The organism is Variovorax sp. GW823-FHT02B07, assembly GCF_058797695.1.
Genome location: NZ_JBXAJX010000014.1, coordinates 1 through 14374 on the forward strand (window position 1 = coordinate 1; position 14374 = coordinate 14374).

Sequence of the window (14374 nt, forward strand, 5' to 3'; positions counted from 1 at the left end):
GCATCGAGGACAACGCGGGCAGAAAGGACCCCAGGGGTGAGGGCTTCGAGTTGAGGACGGATGCTCATGGCGTGCTCAGGGCACAGGACGGCATGCTCATCACGACCGAAGCAAGGGGCAACGCGGCGAACCATGCCAAGGACATGGGAGAGACCACTCAGCGGTTGAAGACAGCGCAGGATCAGCACGAAGGTCTTGCGGAAGCTGCGGCGACAGCCAAAGCTCAAAGCGGCGGTGAAGACCAAGCTCTGGTGGTCCAGGCGCTCAAAGCGCAGAACGACGTCATCAAGGGCAGCGGTGGTGACAAGGCCCAAGGCCAATTCCCCGAACTCACAGAAGCCCAATTGGTACTCGCCAGTGCCGCAGGCCTCGCCGCCACCACGCCCGGCAGCTTTCATTTGCAAGCCGGCGAACACATCGCGATCAGCAGCCAGGGCCACACCAGCATCAGCGCTGCCAGGCGGCTGCTCGTCAGCGCCAAGAACGGCATCCGCCTGTTTGCGCTCCGAGGCGGCATGAAGTGGATCGCTGGCAACGGCAAGTTCCAGATCGAAGCGCACAAGGACGCGATGAATCTGACCGCCAAGAAGGCCGTCCGCATCACAAGCACCACCAGCGAGATCCGCATCACCGCGCCGATCAAGGTGGTGGTCAACGGCGGTGGAAGTTTCACGGAGTGGAGCAGCACAAGCATCTTGCACGGAACGCCGGGTGGGTGGATCGAGCATGCGGCGAGTCATGTCAAGGCGGGACAGGATTCACGGCGAATTCCCAAACCCGATTTCAAGTCATGCGGCCAACAAATTCGTGATGCTTCGGCGACCGGTGCCGGCTCCATCAAGCACTAAGTGGTGGTCAGTCATGACGATATGGAAAACGCTCGACCCCCACATTTGCCGCGCAATTACGTTGCAAATCGATGCCTTCACGGCGTTGAGTGAGTCCTCGAATTTCGTCCCCTATCTCCTGCTGGACCACGGCGAAGCAGACTTCCTTCCCGTCGAAAAGACCCGCTTTCGACCAACCCTCGATTCCTATTTCAAGGATGAACCGTGGCGAGCCCCCCACCTGCTGCCCTTGATGCTTCCTGCCGATCATGCGATCTTGCAGGAGGCCTTGGCATCGGCCATCTTGACTGCATCCCAACGCCTTCACCCTCAAAGAGTTTCGGCCCTGCTCCTGGTCTCAGGTGACCTCGCAGCGTTGCTGACGCATTTCGGCACCTTGAGCTTGCAGCACGACCCCACTGAGGAAGTCGAGCCTTCTTGTGTGCTGCGCTACCAGGATCCGCGCGTCATGCAACGGGTATGGCCCATCCTGAGCGAAGGCCAGAGGCGGGCATGGCTCGGCCCGGTCCGGCACTGGTACGCCATCACGCAGCCCATCGGCCCCATCGTGGCACGAACGGCCACTTCGCCCATTCTTTGGCACGCTGAACCGACATCTGCAGACGTGCAGCCGCATTCCCGCGTGCATCACTTGCTCGACCTGGGGCAATGGCGATTGGCTCACAGCGCTCCTGCGGAGAACAGCTTCTGGCAAGTCGTCAGCCTGAGATCGACTTCAGGTCTTACCTCACCCTATCCAAGTATTGGAGCCCTGCGTCATTGGCTCAGCGACGCGGCTGCGAACGGTCTGAATGGCAATGATCAAGCTGACTGGGTACTGTGCCAGTGGGGCGTCGGACAGGACTACTGGGAGAGCGCAGCGGGCCAGCGTCAGTCCCGTGCCGCACTCGATATGCAGAAAGAGCACGCGGGCCTCGGTTTTTCGGATGCGTGGCGGACGGTCGGTCAAGGTCTGTAGTCCTCGTCGTGCGCCGTTCCTCTCTCTCTTTTTGTTTCTCTGAACTTCGAATACTCCCATCGATGGCCTGCAAAACACCCTGCGATGCCTGCAAACCGGGCGATTTGCCGATCCTGTTCACCCGCTACGCTGCCACTTTCAGTGCCGATGCGACCCGTGCGGCTGCGCTGAAGAAGCTCAAGCCTGTTGGCGAATTCAAGGCACCGCCCATTCCTCTGAAAACTGCGAGCTATGCCGTGCGCATGCTCCGTGAAGGGGTCCTGTATGTTCTGGTCGAACGCGAAGGTAGAAAAAAATGGATGGGCTACATGGTGCATTCGCACGGCTACCTGAGTCCCTTCAATCCTCTTCTGACACCGGTGCCGGCCGAGCCATCCTCACCAGCCTGCGAAGTTGTCATTCGTGGCGCCAGCAAGAGCTTGGTCTGGGTTTCGGACCCGGCCAGCGTTACCAATCTTTGGTACTTCTTCCATCCTGATGCGGTGTTGCTGGATGTGCTCCAGAAATTGGAGGAGAGCCCGGCTGATCTACCGCGGCTGGACATCGCTGCGTGGGCTAGGAAACCTGTTCCCCAATCTCACACCTGCGCGCCCAGCGAACTGCCAATCAGGATTGCTGAATGGGCTGCTCTGAACGATGGGGCGATGCTGGCGGGCCTCAATGAACAGCTCTATGGAGTGATGGGTATTGAAACTGTGGAGCAGGGTTATGGCGAAGGGCAAGTCCCGATCTACGTGAATGCTGCCCTAAAGCAGAGTCGCACCGATCCCCCTTCCGGGGATATCTTCAGCGCAGACAATCCGTGGGGGCATTGGCGCAGGACTGAGCGCATGGGGCCGGGCACATTGCCGTCCTACGCCGACGTGCATCGAGAGCGTCTCCAAGAGATCGCCAGAGTGTTGGCCGGAGATCCTTCCGATCCGAAGAAGCCCCTGGGCGTAGTTGCGGCATGCCCAGACGCCATCGGGATTGCCCAGGAAATGAATCACTGGCGCAACAAGCCCTACCGAGATTTGATCATTTGGGGTGACGTGGTGGACAACGCGGTAGGCGCTCCCACTGTGACCGGATTCGGCGCGCCGCCGCCGGGCAACAAGCAGTCTCGCAAGACGCGCTTCGAGATTGCGGACGGCTGGAAAAGAATGGAGGTGCTTTTCAAGCAGCGTCGCATTGCGTACATGTCGCGCGAGATCGAAGCAAGCGAAAGAGCGACCCGGGACCCTGTTTTTCTCGAGGACAAGCCGACGAAGTCGGTCGGCTCTGCGCGCTCGAACGCTCGCGTATTCGACTCGCGTGCTGATTACATCGCCTATCTGAAGAGGATCGAGAACGCGAAGGAGAACTCTGCCAAAAGTGTGAATTCCCGATGGGATGAATACGCCTCGGGGATCAATCAGGATGCCATGGAGAAAGTTCAGGCCGACTACGTAGAGAAGGCAAAAGCCTTCGAGGGTACTGCCCATGAACGCGCACCAGATTCGTTGGCCTGGCTGAATTGCGGTGAACTGCAACGGGCGCTGGCCTTGTACAACGGAAAGGGACGCAGCGATATCGAACAAGGCGCCAAGTGTGCTGCGCAGATCAATGGAATTCTCGAAGGCCTCAATGGTGGCGGAGCACTTTGTGAACAGCGACTCATGGCGTGGGCCAAGGACCACTCGGACGAGCCAAAAAATCTTCTGTGGCGCGGGTACTTGATGAATCAGGAGGATGCGCAAGAAAGCTTCAGGGCCGCCATGGCGGCTGCACAGGCCCCCGCTACTTCGGTTGCAAGCATGGTTCAGTCCTTCAAGGATCAGCTCGACAAGTTCGCGAAGTTCAACGACCTCATCGCAGGAAAAAACGACGCCAGCATACGTATCTGCAGAGCCATACCGATGTTCGGGTTCAGTCCTATCCTCAATCTGATTGGTCATGCGATCTTCAAGGCGGGAAGTGGAAAGATTGAATTGGAGAAGAGGCTGGCTCGATCGCTCATGATGAGCCTGGTTGCGGGCACGGGAAGCCCCGCTGCTATCGAATTGCATGTGCGCTATCGACGGGCTTTGAAGGACATAGAGCCGGAGAAATTCCGAATCGTTGCCGATTACCAGTTCAAATGGAGTCAGCAACAGCTGAAAGCCGAGAGCCATGCGGCCGTCAACAAGATCATGGCAGAAGGAAGAGGCGGCGACTTCTTCAAGATGCGATTGACTGGCGTCATGACTCTTGTTGAAGGCATTCTTCTAAGTTTCAAGGCAAAGCAGTTGGCAGACGCCAAAGACGTAGATTCGGCGCAAAAGGCAGCTTGGGAGCTCAGTGCCGCGGCCTTGACAACCACATCGGCGGGCTTGGAAGTTGGAGCCATGACACAAGAGTGGTTGATATCGAAAAGTGCTCCCTACGGTGGCACTCTGGCCATGGCCGAAATTCGGCTCGGTGGTTTCAAGCTGGCAGGGAATGCGTTGGCGGGAATTGCAGGGATTGTGTCGGCCTGTCTGGACTACGGAGACGGAAAAAAATCCAGACAAGAGGAAAAATATGCACTGACTTGGCTGTTCTTTGGACGCGGTGCTGCTCACAGCGTCAACTTCGCTGTCGGAATGGCTCTGGGGTTTTCGTATACCGGTCCACTCATGGAGCATTTGGCAAGAAGCGTGGGGTTCGAGTCGTTGCGAGGTAGAGCGCTGCAGGTCCTTGCCGCCCGAGCCGCTGCGCTTGCGCTTGGAAGGACCGCTCTATTGGCCGCCAATTTGTGGGTCACGCTGACGATCCTGGCCGTTACATGGATCATCGGACAGCTCGGTGACAACGAAATTCAAAAGTGGATCAAGCGGTCGAGCTTTCGGTTGCCTCCAAAAACTGGAAACCAGTCCGAACCGCTTTATGAAAAGGCCGGTGAAGAGCTGACGGCCCTGTACATCGCTTTCAAGGTGACAGAGGAATGATGTACTGGTTCGAAGAAATCGACTATGAAGCAGCGAAAGAAATGGCCTCGGAAGAGCTTCGATCGGGGCGCAGACATACCCCTGATGAAACGATCAAAAAGGCAAAAAAGGGAGGGCTCCTGCTCACTCGACAGCAACTCGAGAGCACCCAAGCCTACGATCGGCACGAACGAATCGTGGAGCGGGCAGACGACCAAGGCTTGCTGCATGCCCGGAACGACAAATGGCTTGAGGTAAGAACTTGGAGCAACGACATCCGGGGCATCACCACGTTGTTTGGGTGGGGGTGCTACTGGATGGTGTGGAGTTTTGTCGCCAGTGGATGGTTGGACGTCATCTTTCTGTACTCGACCGGGCATCGTGCGGATGGAACGGTGCTGGTCAGAACCACGGCACTGGTCGCGCTGCTCAATGCCATTGGATTCACGGTGTTCGCGGCTGGCTTTACTTGGGCAATGCAGCGCTATTTTTTCCGCTACGAGTTGCTCACCCAACGCTGGATCCGCCTTCGATTCAATCGGGAAACCCAGAAGGTTTACTTGCTTCGCCCAAAGTACGCGGGTGGCTTGATGGTGTTCGATTGGTCTGATACTGACCCAAGCTTGAGCAAGAGCACTGACGCCAATGCCGTCCTCATGCATTGGCCTGTGCTGATCTGGGGAAGTGAGACGGAGCTGGGCAAGGTCGGTGCGATGCAGTTCATCGGGCGACGGACCAGTTTCAAGACGGTGGGCGATTGGATGACATTCTGGGAGTACATCCGTCGATACATGGAGGAGGGACCCGATGCGGTGCCCAAACCGAAGACAGTCATTGGTTACCGACCCAGCATCAAAGAAGCGTGGCTCAGCGTGACTCAGTGGTATCCAGCATTTCAGCAAAAAGGGTTCATCGGGAAGATCAGTGATGGCATCTCGCTGCTGATCCTTCCGCTGATCGTTTTGATATTCCTCGGCAACTTCCTCGGGCAGTGCCTGACATGGCAGGCGCGGTTTCCAGAGGAAATTGAAAGCGCCGCAGATGCCTCCTAGCTGCGCTCTGTCGCAATTGCGGCTGAGTAGGGCTGCCACATCTCTTCACAGGAAGTTCAGCCGCATGCTCGCGATCCTCTGTTTTCGTTCCGCGCTTCAGGGCTTCGAAATCCGTAGGGCCTAGATTCCATGAAGATCCAGTTGGCCAACGTTGTTGCCGGCTTGGCTCAGGAGCTCATGTCGTGTTTATTTTTGAGGCTGCGTTTCAGCATGAAAAACGAAGCCGAGGTATTCATTCGGCATTGAAATACCACGCGGATGTTGCCGGGGAAAAGCGACTCTATGGTCCGAAAGAGGGAGCAGCTCGGCGAGAAGAGGGCTCTCGAAAACCAACGAGAAAAGAGCGGGATGAGCAGGAGGCCTTCGCGCGACCGAGCTTCTCATCAATGGCAGTATTCGATTTCAATGAGCATTTCATCGAGCTGAGCAATCCAGGAGGGATGGCACGTTCCTTGGCGTTGATGTTGTTCGTGGTGGCAATCGTTCCTGGCATCTATCTCATCTGCTTGCTTGTAGGTGACGCCTTCGGAATCCTTCAGGGCGCCTTGCAGTTGACGCGCGATCGACTGATTGGCATGGGCATAGGGTTCGGATTCTTGATCTTCTCCCTGACGGTGTTCTATTTTCTTTGGGGCTCAATTTTTGCCCCTGCATTTTTTACGTCCCTGCGCGCTCGCTATCGCTTCAACCGAACGAGGCAAACGGTCTATGTGCTGCGTCCCAAGAGGTACGGTGGCGATGCCGTTCTGGATTGGGACCGAGTGCAAGCGCATGTGAACTGGGTGCCACCCAGTTCCTGGACACCCTCCCAGATCGCGAACGATCCGGTAGCGCGAGAGGCGAGATCGCTGGAAGGGCGTCGGACGCGATACCTTCTGCTGTACTGGCCGCCGCTGGATGCCAACGACCCCGAGCGCAAAGGCGAAGACATCATCTGGGTCGGCGACGAAGGTGCCGGTGAATCGCTGTGGCAGTACATCCGGACCTACATGGAGGAAGGCATGAGCAGTGTGCCCTGGCCCGGTGCGGACCACTGGCTGCGAAAGGGATTCAGCGGCGCAAGCGAACACCTGGAAGAAACTGTGATGCACCGGTCGCATGCGAATGATGATCTTGCAGGTGAGAGGACATCGACGGGAACCTACGCCAACTATGCCGCCAACATGCCTTGGGCGCCGTTGAACAGTCTGGCCGAGCGGCTGTGCTATTGGCCAACTTTTCCCGAAGAGTGGGGCAGTGACTGCGGCCAGAAGCGAAGAGAGAGCGGCATCGGGCCGGAGGAGCCGATGCGATGGGCTGTCAAGCCATGAGTCGCTGCGAAGACACAAGGCGGGCGATCTTTCGCAGGGGTTCATGATGAACGAGTTCAACCTGCGCTCCGATACCGATCGGACGTGCGGACAGGCCCGTCGCCCCAGTTCTGAACCGGTGAGCCGACAGCGCGCTTCCTGGCCGCATCCCGCCAGTGCGACCAGCCCATGGCTGGCCTCGCATCTACTCCCTTCGCCGTACCCCCTCTCGCCCCACCTAGGCCATTAGCTAGGCCTTAAGGCGGATTTGCCTCCCGCCCCCCGCGCCGGAAACTTCGTGTTTCTTCTTTCTTCCCGGCACCCTTGCCGTTGACGGAGTGCGGATGAGTTGGCGAACCAAAGTGGTCTGGAGCGAGGGGATGCTGTTGCAGCCTCAGCACCTGCAGCAGAGCGAGCGCCATGCCGATCATGCGCGGCATGTGCTGTTGCGCACCACCACGCCCTACGCCTGGGGATTCGCCGAAGTCGAGATCGACGCGGCGGCGCTCACGCTGGGCAAGCTGGCGCTGGTGCGGGCGGTGGGCATCTTCGGCGACGGCACGGTGTTCGACATGCCGGCGGTCGATCCGTTGCCCGAGCCCATCGACATTCCGGCGTCCATGCGCGATGAAGCGGTGGTGCTCGCATTGCCGCTGCGCCGCGCCGGAGCGCGCGAGGCCGACGCTGAAGAATATGAAGAGCTGGTGCGCCACCGCGTGCTGGAGTCGGACGTGCCCGACTCCAACACGGCCGGCGAGCGCACCGCGATGCTGCAACTCGGCCAGCTCCACACGCGCCTGATGCGCGCCAGCGAAGCGACCGATGCCTGGGCGACGCTGGGCGTGGCCCGTGTGGTCGAGCGCCGGGTCGACAACCAGGTGCAGCTCGACCGCGCGATGCTGCCGCCGCTGCTCGACGTGGCCGGCCATGCGGTGATCCGCGCCTGGCTCGACGAGCTGCTGGGCCTGCTGCGCCAGCGCGGCGAGGCATTGGCTGGGCGCATGACCCAAGGCGGCACGGGCGGCGTGGCCGAGATCGCCGACTTCATGTTGCTGCAGGCGGTGAACCGCAACGAGGCCATCTTTGCGCACCTGGCCAAGAGCGCGATGCTGCACCCGCAGCACTTCTTCGAGCACGCGCTCGGGCTGGCTGGCGACCTCGCGAGTTTTCGCGACACGCGCCGCGTGACGCGCTTCGGGCCCTACATCCACGACGACTTGGCGCTGAGCTTCCGTCCGGTGATGGACGACCTGCGCCGCAGCCTGTCGATGGTGTTCGAGCAGTCGGCCATCCGCATCGACCTGCACGACCGCAAGCACGGCGTGCGCGTGGCGGTGGTGACCGACGTGGAGCTGCAGCGCAAGGCGACCTTCGTGCTCGCGGTGAGCGCGAACATGCCGAGCGAGGCATTGCGCGCGCGCTTCCCCACGCAGGTGAAGATCGGCCCGGTCGAGCGCATCCGCGACCTCGTGAACCTCGCGCTGCCGGGCGTCACGCTGACGCCGATGCCGGTGGCGCCGCGCCAGATTCCGTTCCACACGGGCGCCAACTACTTCGAACTCGAAACGCGCAACAGCGACCTGTGGCGCCAGCTCGAGCAATCGGGCGGCATCGCGATGCACATCGCGGGCGATTTCCCCGGCCTCGATTTGGCGTTCTGGGCCATTCGTTCCTAGCCGCCTCCGGCTGACGGAAACGGAACATCACCATGAGCACCCCTCCCGACCCCTTTGCCGCCTTCGAGTCCGAGCGCACGGTCATCAAGCCCAAGCCGCGCACGCCGGGCAGCACGCCGCCGGCCGCTGCGCCCGCGCCGTTCTTCGGCGGCGCCGATCCGACGCCCGTGGCCGAGGTGGGCGAGATCGGCCTGCTCAATCCGCTGGTCTCGGCCGCGGGCAAGCTGCTGGTGCTGATCGGCAAGCTGCGCAACCTCGCGCAGCCGCCCAACGTGCCGGCGCTGCGCGCGTCCACCGCCGATGCGGTGAACCAGTTCGATGCCGCGGCGCGCCGCGCGGGCGTGGGCAACGAGTCGGTGCTGGCCGCGCGCTACGTGCTGTGCACCGCGCTCGACGAGGCGGTGGCCAACACGCCCTGGGGCGTGCAGGCCGGCTGGAACAAGCAGAGCCTGCTGGTGCAGTTCCACAACGAGACCTGGGGCGGCGAAAAGGTGTTCCAGCTGCTGGCCAAGCTCGCGCAGGATGTGCCCACGCACCGCCAGCTGCTCGAGCTGATCTACAGCGTGCTCGCGCTCGGCTTCGAGGGCCGCTACCGCGTGGTCGACAACGGCCGCGCGCAGCTCGACTCGGTGCGCCAGCGCCTGGCCGACCTGATCGCGAAGGACCGTCCGGCCGTCGAGCCCGAGCTGTCGCCGCACTGGCGCGGGCAGGGTGCGGGCACGGTGCGGCTGCGCGAGTCGCTGCCGCTGTGGGTGTTCGCGGCCGGCTTCGCGCTGCTGCTGGCGCTGGCGTGGTTCGGCCTGCGGCTCACGCTCAACCACCGCTCGGACACCACCTACGCGGCCGTGTCGAGCCTGCGCGTGCCCAACATCCAGATCGCGCCGCCCGCTGCGCCGGCCAAGTCGCCGCGGCTCGCGCGCTTCCTGGAACCCGAGATCAAGCAGGGCCTGGTCACGGTGACCGACGAGGCCGACCGCAGCGTGGTGCGCCTGCGCGGCGATTCGTTCTTCGGTTCGGGCAGCGCCGAGCCGATGGCGGCCTCGCTGCCGGTGCTGCGCCGCATCGGCCAGGCGCTGGCCGAGGTGAAGGGCGAGGTGCTCATCACCGGCCACTCCGACAACCAGCCGATCCGCTCGCTGCGCTACCCGTCGAACTGGCACCTGTCGGCCGCGCGCGCCGATGCGGTGAAGGGCGCGCTCTCCACGCTGGTCGAGCCCGCGCGCATGCGCTCCGACGGCAAGGCCGACGCCGAGCCCGTGGTGGCGAACGACACGCCGGCCAACCGCGCGCGCAACCGCCGCGTCGACATCGTGCTGCTGACCGAACCCGAGCGCCTTGCTGCTGCACCGGCTGCTCCCGTTCCAGGAGCGACGAAATGATCAAGAAAATCTTCGGCTTCCTGTTCAGCCCGCTGCTGCTGACGCTGCTCGCGCTGATCGTCGTCGCGCTGCTGATCTGGTGGATCGGCCCGCTGGTGAAGATCGGTTCGCTCGCGCCGCTCGAAGGCGAGATGACGCGTGCCATCGTCATCGGCGTCATCGTGCTCGTCGTGGTGCTGCGCGCGCTGTACCGCCGCTGGCGCGCGCGCCGCGCGAGCCAGCACCTGACCGACGGGCTCATGAAGGCGCCGGCCGCCAAGACCGGTGCACCGGTCGACGGCGAACAGAAGATCCTCGACACGCGCTTCAGCGAAGCCGTCGCCACGCTCAAGCAGATGCGCCTGCATGCCGCCGGCAAGAAGCCGGGCTGGCGCGACTGGCTGTCGATCTCGGGCGGCAGCTACCTGTACGACCTGCCGTGGTACGTCTTCATCGGCGCACCGGGCGCAGGCAAGACCACGGCGCTCGTCAACTCGGGCCTGAGCTTTCCGCTGGCCGAGAAGTTCGGCCCCGGCGCGATCCGCGGCGTGGGCGGCACGCGCAACTGCGACTGGTGGTTCACCGACGAGGCCGTGCTCATCGACACGGCCGGGCGCTACACCACGCAGGACAGCCACCAGTCGGAAGACAAGAGCGCCTGGGAAGGCTTCCTGGGCCTGCTGAAGAAGGCGCGCCCGCGCCGTCCGCTCAACGGCGTGTTCCTCACTGTGAGCGTGGGCGATCTGCTGAGCCAGGGCCCCGAGGCGCGCACGCAGCTCGCGGCCTCGATCCGTGCGCGCCTGCTCGAACTCGACGGCAAGCTCACCACGCGCCTGCCGGTGTACGTGCTCGTCACCAAGAGCGACCTGCTCTACGGCTTCACCGACTACTTCGACGACCTCGGCAAGGAGCAGCGCGCGCAGGTCTTCGGCTTCACGCTGCCGGCGGACGAGAACGTGCAGCTTGAAGAGAAGGGCCTGTCGGCCGCCTTCCAGCGCGAGTTCGCCTTGCTGCACAACCGCGTCAACGACGGCCTCATCGCACGCATGCAGCGCGAGACCGACGGCACGCGCCGCGCGGCGATCTTCGGCTTTCCGGCGCAGTTCGGCTCGGTCGGCCCGCTGCTGTCCGACCTGCTCGAACAGGTGTTCACCGGCTCGCGCTTTGCGCAACCGCCATGGGTGCGCGGCGTGTACTTCACCAGCGGCACGCAAGAGGGTAGCCCGATCGACCGCGTGATGGGCAGCCTGGCGCGCAGCTTCGGCATCGAGCGCGCCATGCTCGCACCGCAGAAGTCGAGCGGACGCAGCTACTTTCTTACCGCGCTGCTGCGCGAGGTGGTGTTCCCCGAGCAGCGCCTCGCGGGCGCCGACGTGAAGCTGGAGCGCCGCCGCAACACGCTGCGCCTGGCGGGCGTGGCCGCGATGACGCTGCTCACCGTCGGCCTGCTCGCGGCCTGGGGCTACAGCACCTGGCAGAACCACAACTACCTGAAGTCGGTCGAGGCGCGCGTCGAGCCCGCACAGAAGACGCTGGCCGCGCTGCCGACGCGCGTGCAGAACCTGGTCGAGGTCGCGCCTGTGCTGCAGGGCCTGCGCGACATCTGGAAGACGCCCGACAACCGCCAGGGCGACGAGCCGCTGTCGATGACGCTGGGCCTGTACCAGGGCGACAAGCTCGACGCCGCCGCCATGCTCACGCACCAGCGCGCGCTCAACGACGCCTTCCTGCCGCAGATCGCCAAGCGCATCGAAGACCAGCTGCGCACCGCGCAGAAGGACAACCTCGAGTTCACCTACGAGGCCCTCAAGAGCTATCTGATGCTCTACCAGCCCGAGCGCTTCGACCCCGAGGCGCTGAAGGCCTGGATCACGCTCGACTGGGCGCGCAACCTCGACCGCGGCATTCCCGAAGACCAGCGCAAGGCGCTCGAAGACCAGCTCGACGTGCTCATCGCCCAGGGCCCGCCGCGCTCGCCGCTGAAGATGGACGAGAACCTGGTGCGCAGCGTGCGTGCCGTGCTCGCGAGCTATCCGCTGGAGCAGCGCGTGTTCAGCCGCTTGAAGCGCCAGCGCGCCACCAAGGACATTCCGGGCTTCAGCGTGGCGCAGGCCACCGGCCCGTCGGGCCCGCTGGTGTTCGAGCGCATCAGCGGCAAGCCGCTGAGCGAGGGCGTGCCGGGCATGTTCACCTACGACGGGTACCACAAGCGCTTCCAGAACGAGGTCGTGGTGCTCACCGGCCTGCTGGCCGCCGAAGACCCGTGGGTGCTCGGGCAGGACCGCAACGCCAGCGAGCGCCTGCGCGATGCCGCGGCGCTCGGCGCGCTCACCGACCGCGTGCGTCGCCTGTACCTCGAGGAGTACGTCAAGCAGTGGGAGGCGCTGCTGGCCGACGTGCGGCTGATCCGCGTCAGCGGCCTGGAGAAGAACATCGAGACCGCGCGGATTCTCTCGGGTGTCGATTCGCCACTCGCGAACTTTTTGCGCGCGGTGGTCAAGCAGACCACGCTGATCCCCGCGGCCGATGCCAACAAGGACGTGGTCAGCAAGGCCACCGAGACCGTGCGCAACACGCGCAAGGGCCTGGAAGACCTGTTCGGCAGCGACCCCGGCAAGCAGGTGGCGCCGGGCAAGCGCATCGAGAGCATCGTGGACGACCGCTTCGAGTCGCTGCGCCGTCTGGTCACTGCGGGCGGCCCGAACCAGCCGGCGCCGATCGACGATGCGCTCAAGCTCTTCAACGAGGTGTACGTGTACCTCAACGCCGTCGACACGGCCGTGAAGGGCCGCACCTCGCCGCCGCCGGGCGACGTGGCGGGCAAGCTCAAGTCGGACGCGGGCCGCCTGCCCGAGCCGGTGCGCAGCATGATCGAGAACCTGAGCCAGACCGGCGCCGCGCAGGCGCAGGTGGCCGAGCGCGGCAACCTGAGCCAGGACCTGCGCCCCGTGACCGAGTTCTGCAACCGCGCCATCGCGGGCCGCTACCCCTTCGTGCAAAGCAGCAAGCGCGATGTGCTGCCCGAAGACTTCGGCCAGATGTTCGGCGCCGGCGGCCTGATGGACGACTTCTTCCAGAAGCGCCTGGCCGCGCTGGTCGACACCAGCACCCGGCCGTGGCGCTACAAGCCCGTGGCCGAGCGCGGCGCGATCACCACACAGGCGCTGGCGCAGTTCGAGCGTGCGGCGCGCATCAAGGACATCTTCTTCCGCGGCGGCGGTCGCGGGCCGTCGATGCGGCTGGACTTCAAGCCGGTGGAGATGGATGCGGGCATCACGCAGTTCATCCTGGACGTGGACGGGCAACTCGTGAAGTACGCGCACGGGCCGGTGGTGCCGATGGCGGTGCAGTGGCCGGGGCCGAAGGGAAGCAACCAGGTGCGCGTTCAGGTGAGTCCGCCGTCGACGACGGGGAGTTCGGGGTCGGCGATGGATGGGCCTTGGGCTTTGTTCCGTACGTTGGACGACGGGCAACTGGAAGCGGGGGATGCGCCGGAGAAGTTCTTCATCACGTTCCAGGTGGGGGCGCGGAAGACGCGGTTCGAGGTGACGACGAACAGCGTGCAGCATCCGATCCGGTTGAAGGAGTTGCGGGAGTTTTCTTGTCCGGAGGGGTTGTGAGTCTGGCCTCTTCTTCGCTCTTCGTCTCCGGTGAACTTCCTGGATGGTTCGGGAAGTTGCCGGGGATGGGGGACTTTGCGCATCGGCGGTTGCCGGAGGCGTTTCGCTCGGTCTGGGACCCGTGGTTGCAACGCGGGCTGGCTCGGTTGCGGGATCGGCATGCGGATTGGACTGCTCACTACCTGGAGGCGCCTGTTTGGTGCTTTGCGCTGGGGGCGCAGGTGGTGGGGGAACGAGGGTGGATGGGGGTGTTGATGCCTTCGGTGGATGGGGTGGGGCGGTACTTTCCGTTCACTCTCGCCGTTGAATTGGATGAAGGCGTACCTGGTGCGCTGCATGGAGAGGCGCTTGTTGCTGCGCTTCGGTGGTGGGCGTTGGGGACGCAGGCTGTGTTGGAAGGGCTTGAAGGGGATTTGGATGCGCTGCGGTTTGATGCGGCGCTGAGTCGGTTGTTTGTCGACGCTGCCGCTCCTGCTGAGCCTTCCGCTGAGGATCGGTCGCTTCAGTTGCCTTTGGCAGGGGCTTCGCTTTGGATGGAGACGCCTGGGGTGGAGGGCGGGGTTCGGATGTTGGCTACCGGGTTGCCTCGGGATTTGCAGTTCGAGGCTTTGTTTCTTGGGGGTGGGGAATGAGGGCGGTGCTTTCTTTTCTTTCCCGAGGCCGGGAG

At 63.2% G+C, this 14374-nt stretch carries 9 protein-coding genes; all 9 read left to right on the plus strand.

Translation table 11 applies throughout. The features are described from left to right. Nucleotides 1–848 (plus strand): DUF2345 domain-containing protein (locus AC1RGU_RS30950; protein ID WP_492700383.1); only part of this gene is annotated, 848 nt, incomplete at its 5' end. A gap of 13 nt (nucleotides 849–861) precedes the next feature. Further along, nucleotides 862–1806: a DUF4123 domain-containing protein gene (locus tag AC1RGU_RS30955; protein ID WP_492700381.1), complete on the plus strand. Its 945-nt coding sequence runs from the start codon at nucleotides 862–864 to the stop codon at nucleotides 1804–1806. Between the two features lie 62 nt (nucleotides 1807–1868). Continuing rightward, nucleotides 1869–4733, plus strand: a complete 2865-nt coding sequence (locus AC1RGU_RS30960; protein WP_492700379.1) for a T6SS effector BTH_I2691 family protein — start codon at nucleotides 1869–1871, stop codon at nucleotides 4731–4733. Beyond that, on the plus strand, nucleotides 4730–5764 hold the full coding sequence (locus AC1RGU_RS30965; RefSeq protein WP_492700377.1) for a DUF6708 domain-containing protein: 1035 nt from the start codon (nucleotides 4730–4732) through the stop codon (nucleotides 5762–5764). Before AC1RGU_RS30960 ends, AC1RGU_RS30965 begins: the two co-directional genes overlap by 4 nt. A 182-nt stretch (nucleotides 5765–5946) precedes the next feature. Continuing rightward, entirely contained in the window at nucleotides 5947–7074 is a 1128-nt protein-coding gene (locus tag AC1RGU_RS30970) for an MFS transporter (RefSeq protein ID WP_492700375.1), read from the plus strand. Nucleotides 7075–7397: 323 nt separating this feature from the next. After that, entirely contained in the window at nucleotides 7398–8729 is a 1332-nt protein-coding gene (gene tssK / locus AC1RGU_RS30975) for a type VI secretion system baseplate subunit TssK (protein WP_159273670.1), read from the plus strand. A gap of 32 nt (nucleotides 8730–8761) precedes the next feature. Further along, on the plus strand, nucleotides 8762–10108 hold the full coding sequence (locus tag AC1RGU_RS30980) for a DotU family type VI secretion system protein (RefSeq protein WP_492700373.1): 1347 nt from the start codon (nucleotides 8762–8764) through the stop codon (nucleotides 10106–10108). Beyond that, entirely contained in the window at nucleotides 10105–13707 is a 3603-nt protein-coding gene (tssM, locus tag AC1RGU_RS30985) for a type VI secretion system membrane subunit TssM (protein ID WP_492700372.1), read from the plus strand. The genes AC1RGU_RS30980 and tssM overlap by 4 nt, the downstream gene beginning before the upstream one ends. Continuing rightward, on the plus strand, nucleotides 13704–14339 hold the full coding sequence (gene tagF, locus AC1RGU_RS30990; protein ID WP_492700370.1) for a type VI secretion system-associated protein TagF: 636 nt from the start codon (nucleotides 13704–13706) through the stop codon (nucleotides 14337–14339). Before tssM ends, tagF begins: the two co-directional genes overlap by 4 nt. Nucleotides 14340–14374 lie beyond the last annotated feature (35 nt).

Coding starts and splice junctions, on each gene's coding strand:
- AC1RGU_RS30955 (WP_492700381.1), top strand. CDS start 862: ATGACGATATGGAAAACGCTCGACCCCCACATTTGCCGCGCAATTACG.
- AC1RGU_RS30960 (WP_492700379.1), top strand. CDS start 1,869: ATGGCCTGCAAAACACCCTGCGATGCCTGCAAACCGGGCGATTTGCCG.
- AC1RGU_RS30965 (WP_492700377.1), top strand. CDS start 4,730: ATGATGTACTGGTTCGAAGAAATCGACTATGAAGCAGCGAAAGAAATG.
- tssK (WP_159273670.1), top strand. CDS start 7,398: ATGAGTTGGCGAACCAAAGTGGTCTGGAGCGAGGGGATGCTGTTGCAG.
- AC1RGU_RS30980 (WP_492700373.1), top strand. CDS start 8,762: ATGAGCACCCCTCCCGACCCCTTTGCCGCCTTCGAGTCCGAGCGCACG.
- tssM (WP_492700372.1), top strand. CDS start 10,105: ATGATCAAGAAAATCTTCGGCTTCCTGTTCAGCCCGCTGCTGCTGACG.